General features: G+C 72.3%; 13 protein-coding genes. 9 read left to right on the forward strand and 4 right to left on the reverse strand.

The features are described from left to right. Window positions 1-26: 26 nt before the first annotated feature. A complete protein-coding gene (locus tag ATL41_RS04000; RefSeq protein WP_281253860.1) occupies window positions 27-1,274 on the reverse strand; it encodes a multidrug effflux MFS transporter in 1,248 nt (415 codons plus the stop codon). Between the two features lie 225 nt (window positions 1,275-1,499). On the opposite strand from ATL41_RS04000, the gene ATL41_RS04005 reads away from it, so the two are divergent. Continuing rightward, complete coding sequence (locus tag ATL41_RS04005; protein WP_098457317.1) at window positions 1,500-2,234, forward strand: SOS response-associated peptidase; 735 nt, start codon at window positions 1,500-1,502, stop codon at window positions 2,232-2,234. A gap of 78 nt (window positions 2,235-2,312) precedes the next feature. Here the strand turns inward: ATL41_RS04005 and ATL41_RS04010 are convergent, their stop codons facing one another. Together ATL41_RS04010 and ATL41_RS04015 are read right to left on the reverse strand one after the other, a co-directional pair. Next, on the reverse strand, window positions 2,313-3,359 hold the full coding sequence (locus ATL41_RS04010; protein ID WP_098457318.1) for an adenylate/guanylate cyclase domain-containing protein: 1,047 nt from the start codon (window positions 3,357-3,359) through the stop codon (window positions 2,313-2,315). 9 nt (window positions 3,360-3,368) lie between these two features. Next, a complete protein-coding gene (locus tag ATL41_RS04015) occupies window positions 3,369-4,241 on the reverse strand; it encodes a biotin--[acetyl-CoA-carboxylase] ligase (protein ID WP_098457319.1) in 873 nt (290 codons plus the stop codon). Between the two features lie 116 nt (window positions 4,242-4,357). On the opposite strand from ATL41_RS04015, the gene ATL41_RS04020 reads away from it, so the two are divergent. Genes ATL41_RS04020 through ATL41_RS04030 form a run of 3 tightly spaced genes read left to right on the forward strand, consistent with a single transcriptional unit; the run spans window position 4,358 to window position 6,782 of the window. Continuing rightward, the gene (locus tag ATL41_RS04020) at window positions 4,358-5,953 is read left to right on the forward strand and encodes an acyl-CoA carboxylase subunit beta (protein WP_098457320.1); all 1,596 of its coding nucleotides are present in this window, start codon (window positions 4,358-4,360) and stop codon (window positions 5,951-5,953) included. Next, on the forward strand, window positions 5,950-6,567 hold the full coding sequence (locus ATL41_RS04025; protein ID WP_098457321.1) for a hypothetical protein: 618 nt from the start codon (window positions 5,950-5,952) through the stop codon (window positions 6,565-6,567). Before ATL41_RS04020 ends, ATL41_RS04025 begins: the two co-directional genes overlap by 4 nt. An 8-nt stretch (window positions 6,568-6,575) precedes the next feature. Then, window positions 6,576-6,782, forward strand: coding sequence for an acyl-CoA carboxylase epsilon subunit (locus tag ATL41_RS04030; RefSeq protein WP_098458914.1), 207 nt, complete (start codon window positions 6,576-6,578; stop codon window positions 6,780-6,782). Between the two features lie 108 nt (window positions 6,783-6,890). Here ATL41_RS04030 and ATL41_RS04035 read toward each other — a convergent pair whose 3' ends face one another. After that, entirely contained in the window at window positions 6,891-7,592 is a 702-nt protein-coding gene (locus ATL41_RS04035) for a vitamin K epoxide reductase family protein (RefSeq protein WP_245854608.1), read from the reverse strand. A 152-nt stretch (window positions 7,593-7,744) separates the two neighbouring features. On the opposite strand from ATL41_RS04035, the gene ATL41_RS04040 reads away from it, so the two are divergent. The 5 genes from ATL41_RS04040 (at window position 7,745) to ATL41_RS04060 (ending at window position 14,785) form a co-directional block, all read left to right on the forward strand. Then, a complete protein-coding gene (locus tag ATL41_RS04040; protein WP_098457322.1) occupies window positions 7,745-9,463 on the forward strand; it encodes a DUF885 domain-containing protein in 1,719 nt (572 codons plus the stop codon). A gap of 310 nt (window positions 9,464-9,773) precedes the next feature. Beyond that, window positions 9,774-10,427 carry a Maf family protein gene (locus ATL41_RS04045; protein ID WP_098457323.1) on the forward strand — a complete coding sequence of 218 codons (654 nt, stop codon included), beginning with the start codon at window positions 9,774-9,776 and terminating at the stop codon, window positions 10,425-10,427. Window positions 10,428-10,595: 168 nt separating this feature from the next. Next, window positions 10,596-12,371: an acetyl/propionyl/methylcrotonyl-CoA carboxylase subunit alpha gene (locus ATL41_RS04050; RefSeq protein WP_098457324.1), complete on the forward strand. Its 1,776-nt coding sequence runs from the start codon at window positions 10,596-10,598 to the stop codon at window positions 12,369-12,371. A gap of 96 nt (window positions 12,372-12,467) precedes the next feature. Then, the gene (gene pgi / locus ATL41_RS04055; RefSeq protein ID WP_098457325.1) at window positions 12,468-14,150 is read left to right on the forward strand and encodes a glucose-6-phosphate isomerase; all 1,683 of its coding nucleotides are present in this window, start codon (window positions 12,468-12,470) and stop codon (window positions 14,148-14,150) included. Window positions 14,151-14,275: 125 nt separating this feature from the next. After that, window positions 14,276-14,785 (forward strand): NUDIX domain-containing protein, encoded by a 510-nt coding sequence (locus ATL41_RS04060; protein ID WP_098457326.1) that lies wholly within the window; start codon window positions 14,276-14,278, stop codon window positions 14,783-14,785. Window positions 14,786-14,939: the final 154 nt, after the last annotated feature.

Consider the following 14,939-nt stretch of genomic DNA (forward strand, 5'->3'; position numbering starts at 1 on the left):
GTCTCGGCCAGCGGCGTTGCCCGACGTCAGGACGCGTCGCCCCAGGCGCCGCCGCGCCGGTAGGCCGGCGTCGCGATCGCGAGCACGGTCACCGCCGTCGCGATCGAGAACGCCATGACCGACGCCATCGCCACGCCCGTCCCGCCGAAGACCCCGACGAGCGGGCTGATCAGGCCGGACAGGCCCGCCTGCATCGCACCCATGAGCGCAGCCGCCGTGCCGGCCATGTGCCCGTACGGCGTCAGCGCGATCATCGACGCGTTCGCCGGGATCATGCCCTGCATGCCGAGCACGAGCCACAGCACGCACAGCAGCGCGACGAGCCCGCCCGCGCCCGTCGCCGACACGGCGACGAGGACGCCCGCGAGCACGAGCTGGACGACGAGCGCCAGGCGCAGGATGCGCACCGGCGCCACGCGCCGCACGAGCGCCGCGTTGAGCTGCGCCGACCCGACGAGCGCCACACCGTTGATCGCGAACGCGATCGCGAACTGCTGCTCGCTGAGCCCGTACTCCTCCTGCAGCACGAACGTCGACCCGACGACGTACGACATGATCACCGCCTGCCCCAGCCCGGGGATGACGGCGACCGCCATGAACTTCTTGTCCTTGAGGAGCGACGCGTAGCCCGCCGAGACGCCGCGCGGCCCCGCGATGCGCCGCCGGTCCCCCGGCAGCGTCTCCGGCATGAAGCGCCACACGATGACGAGCAGCACCGCGCCGATCACCGCGAGCGCCGCGAACACGAGGTGCCACGTGCCCCGGGAGGCGATCGCGCCACCGACCGTCGGCGCGAAGAGCGGCGCGACGCCGATGACGAGCATGAGCCGCGACAGAAGTCGCGCAGCCTCGGCCCCGACGAAACGGTCACGGATGACCGCGATCGCGACGACGGACGCCGCCGCATTGAAGAAGCCCTGCAGGACGCGCAGCGCGATGAGCGCCTCGATCGTCGGAGCGACGATGCACGCGAGCGACACGAGGACGTGGGCCGCGACTCCGAGGAGGACGGGCAGGCGGCGGCCGAACCGGTCGGAGAAGGGCCCGATGACGAGCTGGCCGATACCACCGCCGAGCAGCATCCCCGAGACCGTGAGCTGCGCGGCCGCCGCAGTGGAGTTCAGGTCGACTGCGACCGTGGGCAGCGACGGGAGGTACATGTCGACCGTGATCGCCGGAAGAGCCGCGAGCGCGCCGAGCATGAGGACCCACTTGAAACCTGCGCCCCGAGGTGCGGGCGGGGCGTGGGTGGGGTCGTTCGGGGTGCGGCTCACACGCTCGATCTTATCGATTCGATCCTGCGGCCTGCCGCGCGAGAGCCCGATCTTCACGTCTCGCTCGTCACAAGGCGACGGCCCCGCGCTTCGCCTCAGCAGGCGCGCCCGCGTGCTGGAAGCATCCCCCTGGCGGCTCGTCCCTGACCAGGGCGAGGACCCTCCCCTTCCTGCGCCGCGCACCCCGCCCGTGCCGATGTCACAGGCGTGCGCGACAGTGGAGGCATGTGCGGACGCTTCGCCTCCTTCCGGCAGACCCAGGACCTGCTCGACGCCTTCATGATCGACCCGACGCTCCCCCTCGACCCGGAGCTCGCGGCGTGGCAGGCGTCGTGGAACGTCGCGCCCACGGACCCGGTGCGGATCGTCGTCGAGCGCGCACCACGCGGTGCGGCACCGGGCGCGGCGGCCGAGCGGTCGCTCAGGCTCGCGCGCTGGGGGCTCGTGCCCTCATGGTCGAAGGACCCCAGGGGCGGCGCCCGCATGATCAACGCACGCAGCGAGACGCTCCTCGACAAGCCCGCGTTCGCCAAGCCGATGGCCGCACGCCGCTGCCTCGTCCCGACCGAGGGCTACTACGAGTGGAAGGCCGGCGCAGACCCGAAGGCGCGCAAGCAGCCGTACTTCATCCGCCCGACTGCCGACGGCGTCACGGCGTTCGCAGGCCTCTATGAGTTCTGGCGCGACAAGACGAAGGCCGACGACGACCCGGCGCGCTGGCTCGTCACCACGACCGTCATCACGAAGGCCGCGACGGGCGACATGCTCGACCTCCACGACCGCGTCCCCGCCATCCTGCAGCCGGACCTGTGGGACGAGTGGCTCGCCCCCACGACGGGCGCCGACGACGCGCGGGCACTCCTCGAGGCGCCCGTCCCCGGGCTCGAGTGGTACCCCGTGAGCCCCGCCGTCAGCACCGCGACCACGGAAGGGCCGCAGCTCATCGAGCCCGTCGACTGACGGGCTCGGGCGCAGCGGACGGACGGGCCCGACCGCAGCGGACGCGAGCGGCGGCGGGCGCTCGCACCAGCAGACGCGTCAGTGCGCCTCGGGCGCGCGCGCCCAGTCCAGCCGGACCGGCGTCAGCACACCGAGCCCCGCGACCTCGCGCGGCTCGAGCGTCGTCTGCGCGAAGCGCGGGTTGTTCACCAGACGGTGCGCCGTCACCTGGTCCATGAGCACGGTCGACGGCGCCGCCTGGTCCGTCAGTCGGGACGCCAGGTTCACGCTCGGGCCGAACACGTCACCGAAGCGCGACAGCACGCGTCCCCATACGAGGCTCACCCGCACCGGCCGCCCCGCGAAGCCCGCGACCGCCATGTCCGACTCGTCCGCGCTCGCCAGGCTCAGCGCGACGTTCGCGCCCGTCACGACGTCGTCGGCGATGAACAGCAGCGCGTCCCCCACCGTCTTGACCACGCGGCCGCCGTTGGCCGTGACGATGTCACGCGCACGCGTCTCGAACGTCTGGATGAACTCCGCGAACTCCGTCGCGCCCATCTGCGCCGTCAGACGCGTGAAGGACACGATGTCCGCGAACCCGACCGCACGCGGCAACGGCAGCTCGCCGCCCTCCGCCCGCGCGACCGAGTCGCGCCGCACACCCTCGCCGAACTCGACCGCCTGCCGCCCCACGAGCGCCGCCATCTGCCGGCGCCACGCGTGCACGAGCTGCTTCTCGAACGCCGGCGCGAGGCGCGACATCGCCTGCGCGGCCTTGAGCCGCGCCTCCGGGTCGCTCACGCCCTCGCGCCGGACGAAGTGGTCGACGAGCGCCTCGAAGTGCCACAGCGACAACCGCTCGGTCGAGTGCCCGACCGAGCGGATCAGCGTGCCCATGGTGCGCTCGTCGAGCCCCTCGCGGGTCGACTCCTGCGCCAGGTGCCGCAGCGCCTGCGCGTCCTCCTGCGTGAACTCCCGCGCAGACGGGTCCGTCACCGGCAGGCCCATGAGCTGCCAGTACCGCTGCGCGAACTCCGGCTCGAGCCCCGCCTGCTCGGCGAGCTCGTCCAGGTTCAGCTCAGGTCCGCCGCCGAGGAGCGCTGCGATGAGCTGCTGAGCAGCGTTGGACCAGGAGGAGTGCACGACTCCATCCTAGGCGGACCCGACCGTCCGAACGTGGCTCACGTCACCACTGCGCACCTCGCGCCGTTCGCCGCCCGCCTGCTCCACGACGAGCGAGCCGTCCGCCCCGAGGGCCACCGCGGCGCCGCGCACCTCCTTGCCGCCCGGCACGAGAACCCGCACGTCACGGCCGATCGTCGCCATCCGCGCCTCGACCTCGGCGCCCAGCCCCGCCGCGACCGCGTCACCGTCGGCCTCGCGCCACTGCCGCACGACCTCCGCGAGCGACTCCTGCAGCGCCGTCAGCAGCACCTCCCGCGACGGCGCAGCACCCGCGAGCCACAACGACGACGCGCTCGCCACGGGCAGCTCGTCCGCCGTCTGCAGCACGTTCAGGCCCAGCCCGACGACCACGCGCTCGTCGTCGACCACCTCCGTGAGGATGCCACCGACCTTCCGCAGCGGCCCCCACCCGAGCATGTCCTCGCCGTCGGGCGCCTCGACGAGCAGGTCGTTCGGCCACTTCGTCAGCACCTTCACGCCCGTCGTCGCGCTCACGGCGCGCGACGCCGCGAGGCCCGTCAGCAGCGGCAGCCAGCCCCACGTCTCGCGCGGCGTGCCGGGCGCGAGCAGGAGCGAGCACGTCAGCGCCGTGTGCGGCGGCGTCTGCCACGCGCGGTCGAGCCGACCGCGGCCCTGCGTCTGGTGGTCCGCGACGACGAGCGACGGCATCGGCCACGCGTGGGGCTGCGCGCGCGCCTCCTCGACGAGGAACGTGTTCGTCGACCCGACCTCGTCGAGCACGACGACGCGCGCCGCGATCCCGGTCGGCGCCCTCAGCAGGTCCTGGACCAGCTCGGCGTCGAGCCGGAGACGCGGGGGCAGCGCAGTGACGTCGTCCATGACCCCATCTTGCCCCCGCCCGCGGCTCGCGCTTGTGCGTTCCCGACGAAATCTCCCGCCCTTAGCCGTGCGCGGCCTGCACTGGCGGCGACGAGGGCGCGTCCTAGGCTCGGGGGGTGACCGACGTGAACACCACCACCGCGACCGGCGCCCCTTCGAAGCTTGCTGATCTGCAGGAACGACGCAAGGCAGCGATCGACGCCCCCGAGGCGGCTGCGCGCGAGAAGCAGCACGCCCGCGGCAAGAAGACCGCCCGCGAGCGCATCGAGGCGCTCCTCGACGAGGGCAGCTTCGTCGAGCTCGACGCGTTCGCGACGCACAGGTCGACGAACTTCGGCCTCGACAAGAAGCGCATCCCCGGCGACGGCGTCGTCGTCGGGCACGGCACCGTCGAAGGGCGGCAGGTGTGCATCTACTCGCAGGACTTCACGGTCTTCGGCGGCAGTCTCGGTGAGGTGCACGGCCAGAAGATCACCAAGGTCATGGACCTCGCGCTGCGCACCGGCGTGCCGCTCATCGGCATCTCCGACGGCGGCGGCGCACGCATCCAGGAGGGTGTCGCCGCGCTCACGCAGTTCGCCGAGATCTTCCGCCGCAACGTCGCCGCGTCCGGCGTGATCCCGCAGATCTCGCTCATCCTCGGCCCGAGCGCGGGCGGCGCCGTCTACTCCCCCGCCCTCACCGACTTCATCGTCATGGCGGACGGCACGTCCAACATGTTCATCACCGGCCCCGACGTCATCCGCGCCGTGACGGGCGAGGACGTCGGCTTCGAGGAGCTCGGCGGCGCGACGACGCACAGCACCCGCTCCGGCGTCGCCCACTACATGGGTGCCGACGAGGACGACGCGATCGACTACGTCCGCCACCTGCTGGCCTACCTGCCGCAGAACAACATGACGGACGCGCCGGCGTTCCCGCTCGACGTCGACCTCGAGATCACCGAGGAGGACCTCGAGCTCGACACGCTCGTCCCCGCGTCCGACTCGCAGCCGTACGACATGCGCACGGTCATCGAGCACATCGTCGACGACGGCGAGTTCCTCGAGGTGCAGCCCCTGTTCGCCGGGAACGTCCTCGTCGGTTTCGCGCACGTCGAGGGACAGTCCGTCGGCATCGTGGCGAACCAGCCGCTCAACATGGCCGGCACGCTCGACATCGACGCCGCCGAGAAGGCCGCGCGCTTCGTGCGGACGTGCGACGCCTTCAACATCCCCGTCCTCACGCTCGTCGACGTCCCGGGCTTCCTGCCCGGCACCGACCAGGAGTGGAACGGCATCATCCGCCGCGGCGCGAAGCTCATCTACGCGTACGCCGAGGCGACGGTCCCCCTCGTCACGGTCATCACGCGCAAGGCCTACGGCGGTGCCTACATCGTCATGGGCTCCAAGCAGCTCGGCGCCGACATCAACCTCGCGTGGCCGTCCGCCCAGATCGCCGTCATGGGCTCGGGTGGCGCCGTCAACATCCTGCAGCGCGGCGCCCTCAAGGCCGCCGCCGACGCCGGGCTCGACGTCGAGGCGGAGCGCCAGCGCCTGACCGCCGAGTACGAGGACGCGATCGTCAACCCGTGGGACGCCGCGCAGCGCGGCTACGTCGACGACGTCATCGAGCCGTCGACCACGCGCGTCCAGGTCGTGCGCGCACTGCGCGCGCTGCGCACCAAGCGCGCGTCGCTCCCGCCCAAGAAGCATGGGAACATCCCCCTGTGACGAGCTCTGCGAACACTCCCGACCCTGCTGACATCCCCGACGACCTGTCGGGGCTGACCGGCGACGCGACCGACGACGCGCTCCTCGGCGACCAGGACCTCGACGACGCTCTCGACGAGGACGAGGACGACGACCCGCGCCACGGCGCTCCCCTCGTCGTCGACGCTGCCCCGCTGCACGCGCTCGTCGACGAGCTGAGCGAGCTGCTGCACTCCTACGTGAGCACCGCCGTGGGCGTGCGTGCGGAGTTCGACGCCGCGACCGCGGAGGACGACCCGCGCGTCGGTGACCTCGAGGACCGGATCGGAAAGCTCAACTCGCGCCTCAGCGAGGCGTTCGAGGAGCAGCTCGGTCTCGTCTCGGGCCACACGAGCGAGTCGTGGGAGGACGAGGACGACGACGAGGACGACGAGGACGACGACGAGAGCGGCGCGTTCGAGCTGTCGTTCGTCGTGGACGTCGACGGCGCCCTCTCCGACGAGGCACGCTTCGCGGTCGTCGACTCGGTCGGCGCCGCGACCGCGGACCAGCTCGAGGCCGCGGGCCTCGACGTCCAGCACTGGAGCGTCACCTTCGTCGCGAGCGAGGACGACGACGAGGACGACGAGGAGTGAGCGTCCAGATGACCGAGCTGCCCCCGGTCCGGGTCGTCCGCGGCACCCCCGACGAGGACGAGGTCGCCGCGCTCATCGCCGGCCTGGCGGCCGCGCAGCAGGACGACGTGGAGCCGGCAGCGCCGGCCCCGCGCTCAGCGTGGCGCCGCGGAGCCGGTCGGAGCGGCGACGGCTTCGGCCGCACCGGCGACGACTGGCGCTGGAGCCTTCGCTAGATCGACCGAGCAACACCACAACCGCAGCTCGGACACCGGACGAGACATGTCCGGTACAGGACGCAGGTCACCTCGCCCGCGCCTCCTCGTCGGGCCTTTGCTCCCGTCTCAGCCGAGCAGCACGGCGCCGTACTTGGACACGATGAGCGCCACGATCGTGACGAGCACCCCGATCGTGACGAACAGGTCGGCGTCGGAGCGGACGAACGCGAGGGCCCGCTCCTGCATCCGCGGCGACAGGTAGAGGTTGTCGTGAAGGATGTTGTGGTGCAGGAGCGTCATGAAGACGAGCGTCGTGCCGAGCGTGATGACGAGGCACCACGGGCACAGCGCGCCGATGTCCCACATGGATTGCGTGAACAGCCAGTACGCGAAGGTGAGGCCCACGAGGTAGATCGCCTGGGCGGTGAACATGAACCAGCGCGGGAAGCGCACGCCTGCGAGCCCGGCGACGGCGATCGTGATGACGACCGGCTCGCACATCATGCCGAGGAACGCGTTCGGGAAGCCGAGCAGCGACGCCTGCCACGACAGCGCGACCGTGCCGCAGCTGAGCACCGAGCTGATGTCGCACGCGAGCTGCTGGTCGGGGTTCGCCGCGAGGAGGAGGGCGTCGTAGGACAGCGTGAAGGAGGCCACGAGGCTCAGGCACGCGGAGAACAGCATCGTGGCGAAGATCCACGTGCGGCTGTGGCGGAAGCCCGGCATCTCGGTGACGGCACGCGTGCGCGGCTCGTCACGCTCACCAGCGGGCAGGTCGACGTCGACGTCCGTGTCGCCCGCGGCGCTGGTCGTGGTCGTTGCTGGCATGAGCACCCCTCCGGAAGGTCCAGGTCCCATCGTCGCGGTGCCGGAACTGCGCCGCTCGGGACGAATGTCCCGGCGTCCGCCGGTAGATCCGGGCCGGGTCGGCGGCGCGCGGCCTCGTCGGCGCGTCCAGCGTGCCGCACTAGCCTGGGCGTATGACCGTCACGCCTCCTGTCCGTCCTGCCAGCGAAGTCGACCGCGTCGCGGAGGCGCACCTCGAGGCGGTGTGCCGGCTCGACCCGGTCGCGGCGACGTCGATGGGTGTCGCGGGGCACGACGGCGAGGTCCCCGACCTGTCGCCCGCAGGCGACGAGGCGCGCGCCGCCCAGGCACGCGCGACGCTCGCCGCGGTCGCAGCCCTCGACCCGGGAACGTTCGACGACGTCGACCGCGTCACGGTCGCCGCGCTCCGCGAGCGCCTCGGCCTGGAGGTCGAGCTCGCGGAGACGGGCGAGACGCTCGCGCCGCTCAACGTGATCGCCTCCCCCGTCCAGGAGCTGCGCGACGTCCTCGACCTGATGCCGACCGGGACGGTCGAGGCGTGGGAGAACGTCGCGTCGCGCCTCGGCGGGCTGCCTGCGGCGGTCGACGGGTACGTCGAGAGCCTGCGGCTCGCGGCGTCGCGCGGTCAGGTCGCCGCGGTCCGCCAGGTCGCGGCGTGCATACGGCAGGCGCGCGAGCTCGCCGACCCGTCGTCGAGCTTCTTCACGTCGTTCGTGTCGGGGCCGGAGGTCGACGCCGTGCTCGACCCGTCGTCGTCGTGCGCGTTGCTGCGCCGCGAGCTCGAGAACGCGGCGCAGGACGCCGCGGCGGCCTACGGCCGGCTCGCTGACGTCCTCGAGTCTGAGATCGCGCCGCAGGCGCCGGCGGTCGACGCCGTCGGCGAGGAGCGCTACGCGCTGTGGTCGCGGTACTTCCTCGGGGCGCGCGTGGACCTGCGCGAGACGTACGAGTGGGGGCTCGACGAGCTCGCGCGCGTCGTCGCGGACCAGGAGCGCACGGCGGCGCGCGTCGCGGGCGCGGGCGCGTCGGTCGAGGACGCCGTCGCGCAGCTCGACGCGGACCCCGCGTACCGCCTCGAAGGGACGGACGCGCTGCGGCGCTGGATGCAGGAGACGTCCGACGCCGCGATCACGGCGCTCGACGGCGTCCACTTCGACGTCCCGGAGCCCGTGCGCACCCTCGAGTGCCGCATCGCGCCCACGCAGACGGGCGGGATCTACTACACGGGTCCGAGCGACGACTTCAGCCGGCCGGGCCGCATGTGGTGGTCGGTGCCAGCGTCGGTCACGACGTTCAGCACGTGGCGCGAGCGCACGACCGTCTACCACGAGGGCGTGCCGGGACATCACCTGCAGGTCGGCCAGGCGGTCTACGAGCGGGCGACGCTCAACGCGTGGCGCCGCCTCGCGTGCTGGACGTCCGGCCACGGCGAGGGCTGGGCGCTGTACGCCGAGCGCCTCATGCAGGACCTCGGCTTCCTCGACGACCCGGGCGACCTGCTCGGCATGCTCGACGGTCAGCGCATGCGTGCGGCGCGCGTCGTCCTCGACATCGGCGTGCACCTCGGCCTGCCCTGCCCGGAACGCTGGGGCGGCGGCACGTGGGACGCGGCGAAGGCGTGGGAGTTCCTGCGCGCGAACGTCAACATGCCCGAGGACTTCGTGCTCTTCGAGCTCGACCGCTACCTCGGCTGGCCGGGGCAGGCACCGTCGTACAAGGTCGGTCAGCGGCTGTGGGAGCAGGCGCGCGACGGCGCCCGCGACGCTGCAGCGGCGCGCGGGGAGGCGTTCGACCTCAAGGCGTTCCACGCGCGTGCGCTGCGGATGGGGTCGGTCGGGCTGGACGTGCTGCGCGAGGAGCTCGCGCGCTGACGCGGTGGCCTGCGGGCCACGCAGGTCGCCCCGTCCCCGCGTGTTGGAGGGCACTCGTGACGGGGCGACCGACGCAGAAGCGTGAGTGCACCCAGGCCCCGGAGGGGTACGTGAACCCGGGCGCACCCACGCTTGTCAGCGGGACGGCACCGTTACCGTCGGGGAGCGGGGAGGCCGGGTGGCGGTAGGAGACGCCGCCCAGGAGCACCCCTCGATCTCCTCCTCCCATCATGGTTCGCGCGGGCTGGCGGACGCCGGGACCAATGTCCCCGGGTCGGGGGTCGCGGAACCTCTCGGCTAACCTCGGGTCATGCCTCGCCTCGTCCTCGCCTCGGCGTCCCCTGCCCGTTCGGTGACCCTGCGCGCTGCTGGGGTCGAGCCGCTCGTGCGCGTGTCGAGCGTCGACGAGGAGGCGCGGCTCGCCGAGGCGGCCGAGCGGCTCGGGCCGCTCGCGCCCGAGGACGCGGTCCTCGTCCTGGCGCAGGCCAAGGCGCAGGACGTCGCGACGGCGTGGGAGGGCTCCGACGAGGAGGACGACGACGTCCTCGTGCTGGGCTGCGACTCGATGCTCGAGATCGACGGCGAGATCCTCGGCAAGCCGCACGACGCTGCGACCGCGACCGCTCGCTGGCAGCAGATGCGGGGCCGCTCTGCGACGCTGCACACGGGCCACTGGCTCGTGGATCTGCGGGACACCGACGACGCAGGGACGGGCGCGACGATCGGTGCGACGAGCTCGACGGTCGTCCACTTCGCCGACGTGAGCGACCGCGAGATCGAGGCGTACGTCGCGACGGGCGAGCCGCTGCACGTCGCGGGCGCCTTCACGATCGACGGTCTCGGCGGCCCGTTCGTCACGGGTGTCGAGGGCGACCACCACGGTGTCACCGGGCTCAGCCTCCCGCTGCTGCGCGAGCTCCTCAGCGAGGTCGACGTGATCTTCCCGGACCTCTGGAACCGCTGAGCCGCTTGTGCGGCCGCGACAACGCAGCCGCCGGAGTCCGGACATGAGCCTGCGAGCGTTGTAGGTTTCCTACCAACGCGACAGGCCCCAGTTGGTCCCGGGTCCAGTGTTGTCACGACAGGGCCGTGCCGCCGCCATCTAGGACCTTCTTCCGCGTTACCGTGAGCCGTGCCCGCTATCACCAAGGTCCTGATCGCCAACCGAGGTGAGATCGCCGTCCGCGTCATCCGTGCATGCGCCGACGCCTCGATCGCCTCCGTCGCCGTCTACGCCGACCCCGACCGCGAAGCCCTCCACGTCCGCCTCGCGGACGAGGCCTTCGCGCTCGGCGGCGCACGCGCCCAGGAGACCTACCTCGACATCCCCAAGCTGATCGACGTCGCCCGCCGCAGCGGCGCCGACGCCGTCCACCCGGGCTACGGGTTCCTCGCCGAGAACGCCGCCTTCGCGCGCGCCGTGATCGACGCCGGGCTCGTGTGGGTCGGCCCCTCCCCCGACGCGATCGAGGCGCTCGGCGACAAGGTCAGCGCACGCCACATCGCGCAGCGCGCCGGCGCTCCCCTCGTGCCCGGCACGCCTGACCCCGTCGAGTCGGTCGCCGAGGTCGAGGAGTTCGCGCGCACGCACGGCCTGCCCATCGCCATCAAGGCGGCGTTCGGCGGCGGCGGCCGCGGCCTCAAGGTCGCCCGCACCCACGAGGAGATCGCCGAGCTGTACGACTCGGCCGTCCGCGAGGCCACCGCGGCGTTCGGCCGCGGCGAGTGCTTCGTCGAGCGCTACCTCGACCGCCCACGCCACGTCGAGACCCAGTGCCTCGCCGACGCGCACGGCACCGTCGTCGTCGTCTCCACGCGCGACTGCTCGCTGCAGCGCCGCCACCAGAAGCTCGTCGAGGAGGCGCCCGCGCCGTTCCTCACGCCCGCCCAGGAGCAGCAGCTCGTCGAGGCGTCCAAGGCGATCCTCCGCGAGGCGGACTACGTCGGCGCCGGGACGTGCGAGTTCCTCGTCGGTACCGACGGCACGCTGTCCTTCCTCGAGGTCAACACCCGCCTCCAGGTCGAGCACACCGTGACCGAGGAGGTCACGGGCATCGACCTCGTGCGCGAGCAGCTCCGCGTCGCCGCGGGCGAGCCGCTCGGCTACGACTCCGTCGAGACGCGCGGGCACTCGTTCGAGTTCCGCCTCAACGGCGAGGACCCCGCCGCGGGCTTCCTGCCCGCCCCTGGCACGATCAGCCGCTTCGACCTGCCCGCCGGCCCCGGCGTGCGCGTCGACTCGGGCGTCACCCAGGGCGACGTCGTCTCGGGCGCGTTCGACTCGATGATCGCCAAGCTCATCGTCACGGGCGCAGACCGCCACCAGGCCGCCCAGCGCGCCCGTCGTGCGCTACGTGAGCTGCGCATCGAGGGCATCCCGACCGTCGTCCCGTTCCACCGCGCCGTCATGGACTGCGAGGCGTTCGTCCCCGCGGGCGACGAGCCGTTCTCCGTGCACACCCGCTGGATCGAGACGGAGTTCACCGAGGAGCTCGCCGCGCTCGCGCCCGCCCCTGCGGCCGCCCAGACCGTCACGGCGCCCGAGCCGCCCGCGACCGAGCGCGTCGTCGTCGAGGTCGGGGGCAAGCGCCTCGAGGTCGTCATCCCCGCCGGGCTCAGCATGAAGCGCGGGGGTGGCTCGAGCCGCCCCCAGCGTTCGCGCCGCACCTCTGGACGACCGACGGCCCAGGCCTCGGGCGACACGCTCACGTCGCCGATGCAGGGCACGATCGTCAAGGTCGCCGTCGCCGAGGGCGACACGGTCGAGCAGGGCGACCTCGTCGTCGTGCTCGAGGCCATGAAGATGGAGCAGCCACTCGTCGCGCACCGCGCGGGCACGGTCACGGGCCTCGCGACCGCGGTCGGCGCGAGCGTCAGCGCGGGCACCGCGATCTGCTCGATCTCCTGACGGACCCGCCGCGTCCGGTGGGCGACAGGTCCCGCCTGCCTGCCCGCCGCGCGGCGTACCGTTGACCCGTCTGCTGTTTCGACCCTAGGGAGAGCTGTGCCCACCTCACCGATCGACGCCACCACCACGGCCGCCTGGCGCGACCTCACCGCGCACCGCGACGAGTTCCGTGGCGACCTTCGCGGATGGTTCGAGTCCGACCCGCAGCGCGCGGCGCGCCTGACCCGCACCGCGGGCGACCTGCACGTCGACCTGTCGAAGAACCTCGTCACCGACGAGACCCTCGCGATCCTCGTCCGTCTCGCCGAGGAGGTCGACCTGCGCGGCCGCACCGAGGCGATGTTCACGGGCGAGCACATCAACGTCACCGAGGACCGCGCCGTCCTGCACACCGCGCTGCGCCGCCCCAAGGGCATGACCCCGGCCCTCACGGTCGACGGTCAGGACGTGGACGGCGACGTCCAGGCCGTCCTCGAGAAGGTCTACGCGTTCGCCGACAAGGTCCGCTCGGGCGAGTGGACCGGCGTGACCGGCAAGGCCGTCAAGACGGTCGTCAACATCGGCATCGGTGGCTCCGACCTCGGCCCCGTCATGGCGTACGAGGCGCTCAAGCCGTACGCGGGCGACATCGAGCTGCGCTTCGTGTCGAACATCGACCCGTCCGACGTCGCCGAGACGGTCCGCGACCTCGACCCCGAGACGACGCTGTTCATCGTCGCGTCCAAGACCTTCGGCACGCTCGAGACCCTCACGAACGCGCGCCTCGCGCGCGAGTGGCTCTGGGAGACCCTCGCCGCCGCGGGCGCGATCGACACGTCCGAGGAGAGCCGCAACGGCGCCGTCGCGAAGCACTTCGTCGCCGTGTCCACGGCGCTCGACAAGGTCGCCGCCTTCGGCATCGACCCCGAGAACGCGTTCGGCTTCTGGGACTGGGTCGGCGGCCGCTACTCCGTCACCTCGGCCATCGGCACGAGCCTCGCGATCGCGATCGGCCCCGACGGCTTCCGCGACTTCCTCGCAGGCTTCCACACGATGGACGAGCACTTCCGCAACGCGCCGTTCGAGCAGAACGTGCCCGTCCTCATGGGCCTGCTCAACGTCTGGTACGTCAACTTCCTCGACGCGCACACGCACGCCGTCCTGCCGTACGCGCAGTACCTGCACCGCTTCGCGGCGTACCTGCAGCAGATGACCATGGAGTCGAACGGCAAGTCGGTCCGCTGGGACGGCTCGCCCGTGACGACGCAGACCGGTGAGATCTTCTGGGGCGAGCCCGGCACGAACGGCCAGCACGCCTTCTACCAGCTCATCCACCAGGGCACGCGCCTCGTCCCGGCGGACTTCATCGCCGTCGCGACGCCCGCGCACCCGCTGCGCGACGGCGACGCGGACGTCCACGAGCTGTTCCTGTCGAACTTCTTCGCACAGACGAAGGCGCTCGCCTTCGGCAAGACGGCCGACGAGGTCCGTGCGGAGGGCACGCCCGAGGAGCTCGTCTCCGCGCGCGTGTTCTCGGGCAACCGCCCGACGACGTCGATCATGGCGCCGTCGCTCACGCCGTCGGTCCTGGGCCAGCTCATCGCGCTGTACGAGCACATCACGTTCGTCCAGGGCATCGTCTGGGGCATCGACTCGTTCGACCAGTGGGGCGTCGAGCTCGGCAAGAAGCTCGCGATGGAGATCGCTCCTGCGGTCGGCGGCGACACCGACGCGCTGTCCGCCCAGGACCCGTCCACGCGCGGCCTGATCGAGTACTACCTGGCGAACCGCACGCGCTGACGCGATCGCCTCGACGACGGCCGCCCCGCACCTGCGGGGCGGCCGTCGTGCGTCCATGGCCGCCCGTGCAGCACCGTCCCGTCCCGGACGGGCCTTCGCGCGACGGGCGGGATACCGTCGTCACCATGGATCTTCGGCACGTCAGACGCCCCGGCGACGGCTGGCTCGACTGCGCGTGCGGGCAGAAGCACTGGGGTCTGAACGGGGCCGCAGGGTTGCTGCTCGCCCGCTCGGTCACGCTGGACGACGGCGAGGCTCGCGTCGAGGTCGTGCTGCAGCACCGCGCGGTGTGGTCGCACCACGGCGGCACGTGGGGCGTGCCGGGCGGAGCGATCGCGCCGGACGAGACGCCGACCGAGGGCGCTCTGCGGGAGGCGCACGAGGAGGCGGGGATCGAGCCCGCGGACGTCGTCGTCCGCTCGACGCACGTCCTCGACCACGGCACCTGGTCGTACACGACGGTCGTCGGGGTGCTCCGCCCCGGTGCGTCCGCCACGGTCCGGGAGGCCGACGACGAGAGCCTCGAGGTGCGCTGGGTCCCGGTCGAGGACGTCGTCGACCTCCCTCTCCTTCCCGCGTTCGGCGACGCGTGGCCGGTGCTCCGGTCCGAGGTCCTGGCCGCAGGACCAGCGTGATCTTGCGTCTCCGCCGCTGAGCGCGAGCCGAGCCCCAGGGCTCGTCACGACACGTCACGCCCAATATGCAACAGGGGCGTGCGCTAAATGCCCTGACAGGAGTACGCTCGCGACAGCTCGGTAAGGCTTCCCTTAGAAGACGTGCCGGCAACCG

Source organism: Flavimobilis soli, from assembly GCF_002564025.1.
Classification (GTDB): Bacteria; Actinomycetota; Actinomycetes; order Actinomycetales; family Cellulomonadaceae; genus Flavimobilis; species Flavimobilis soli.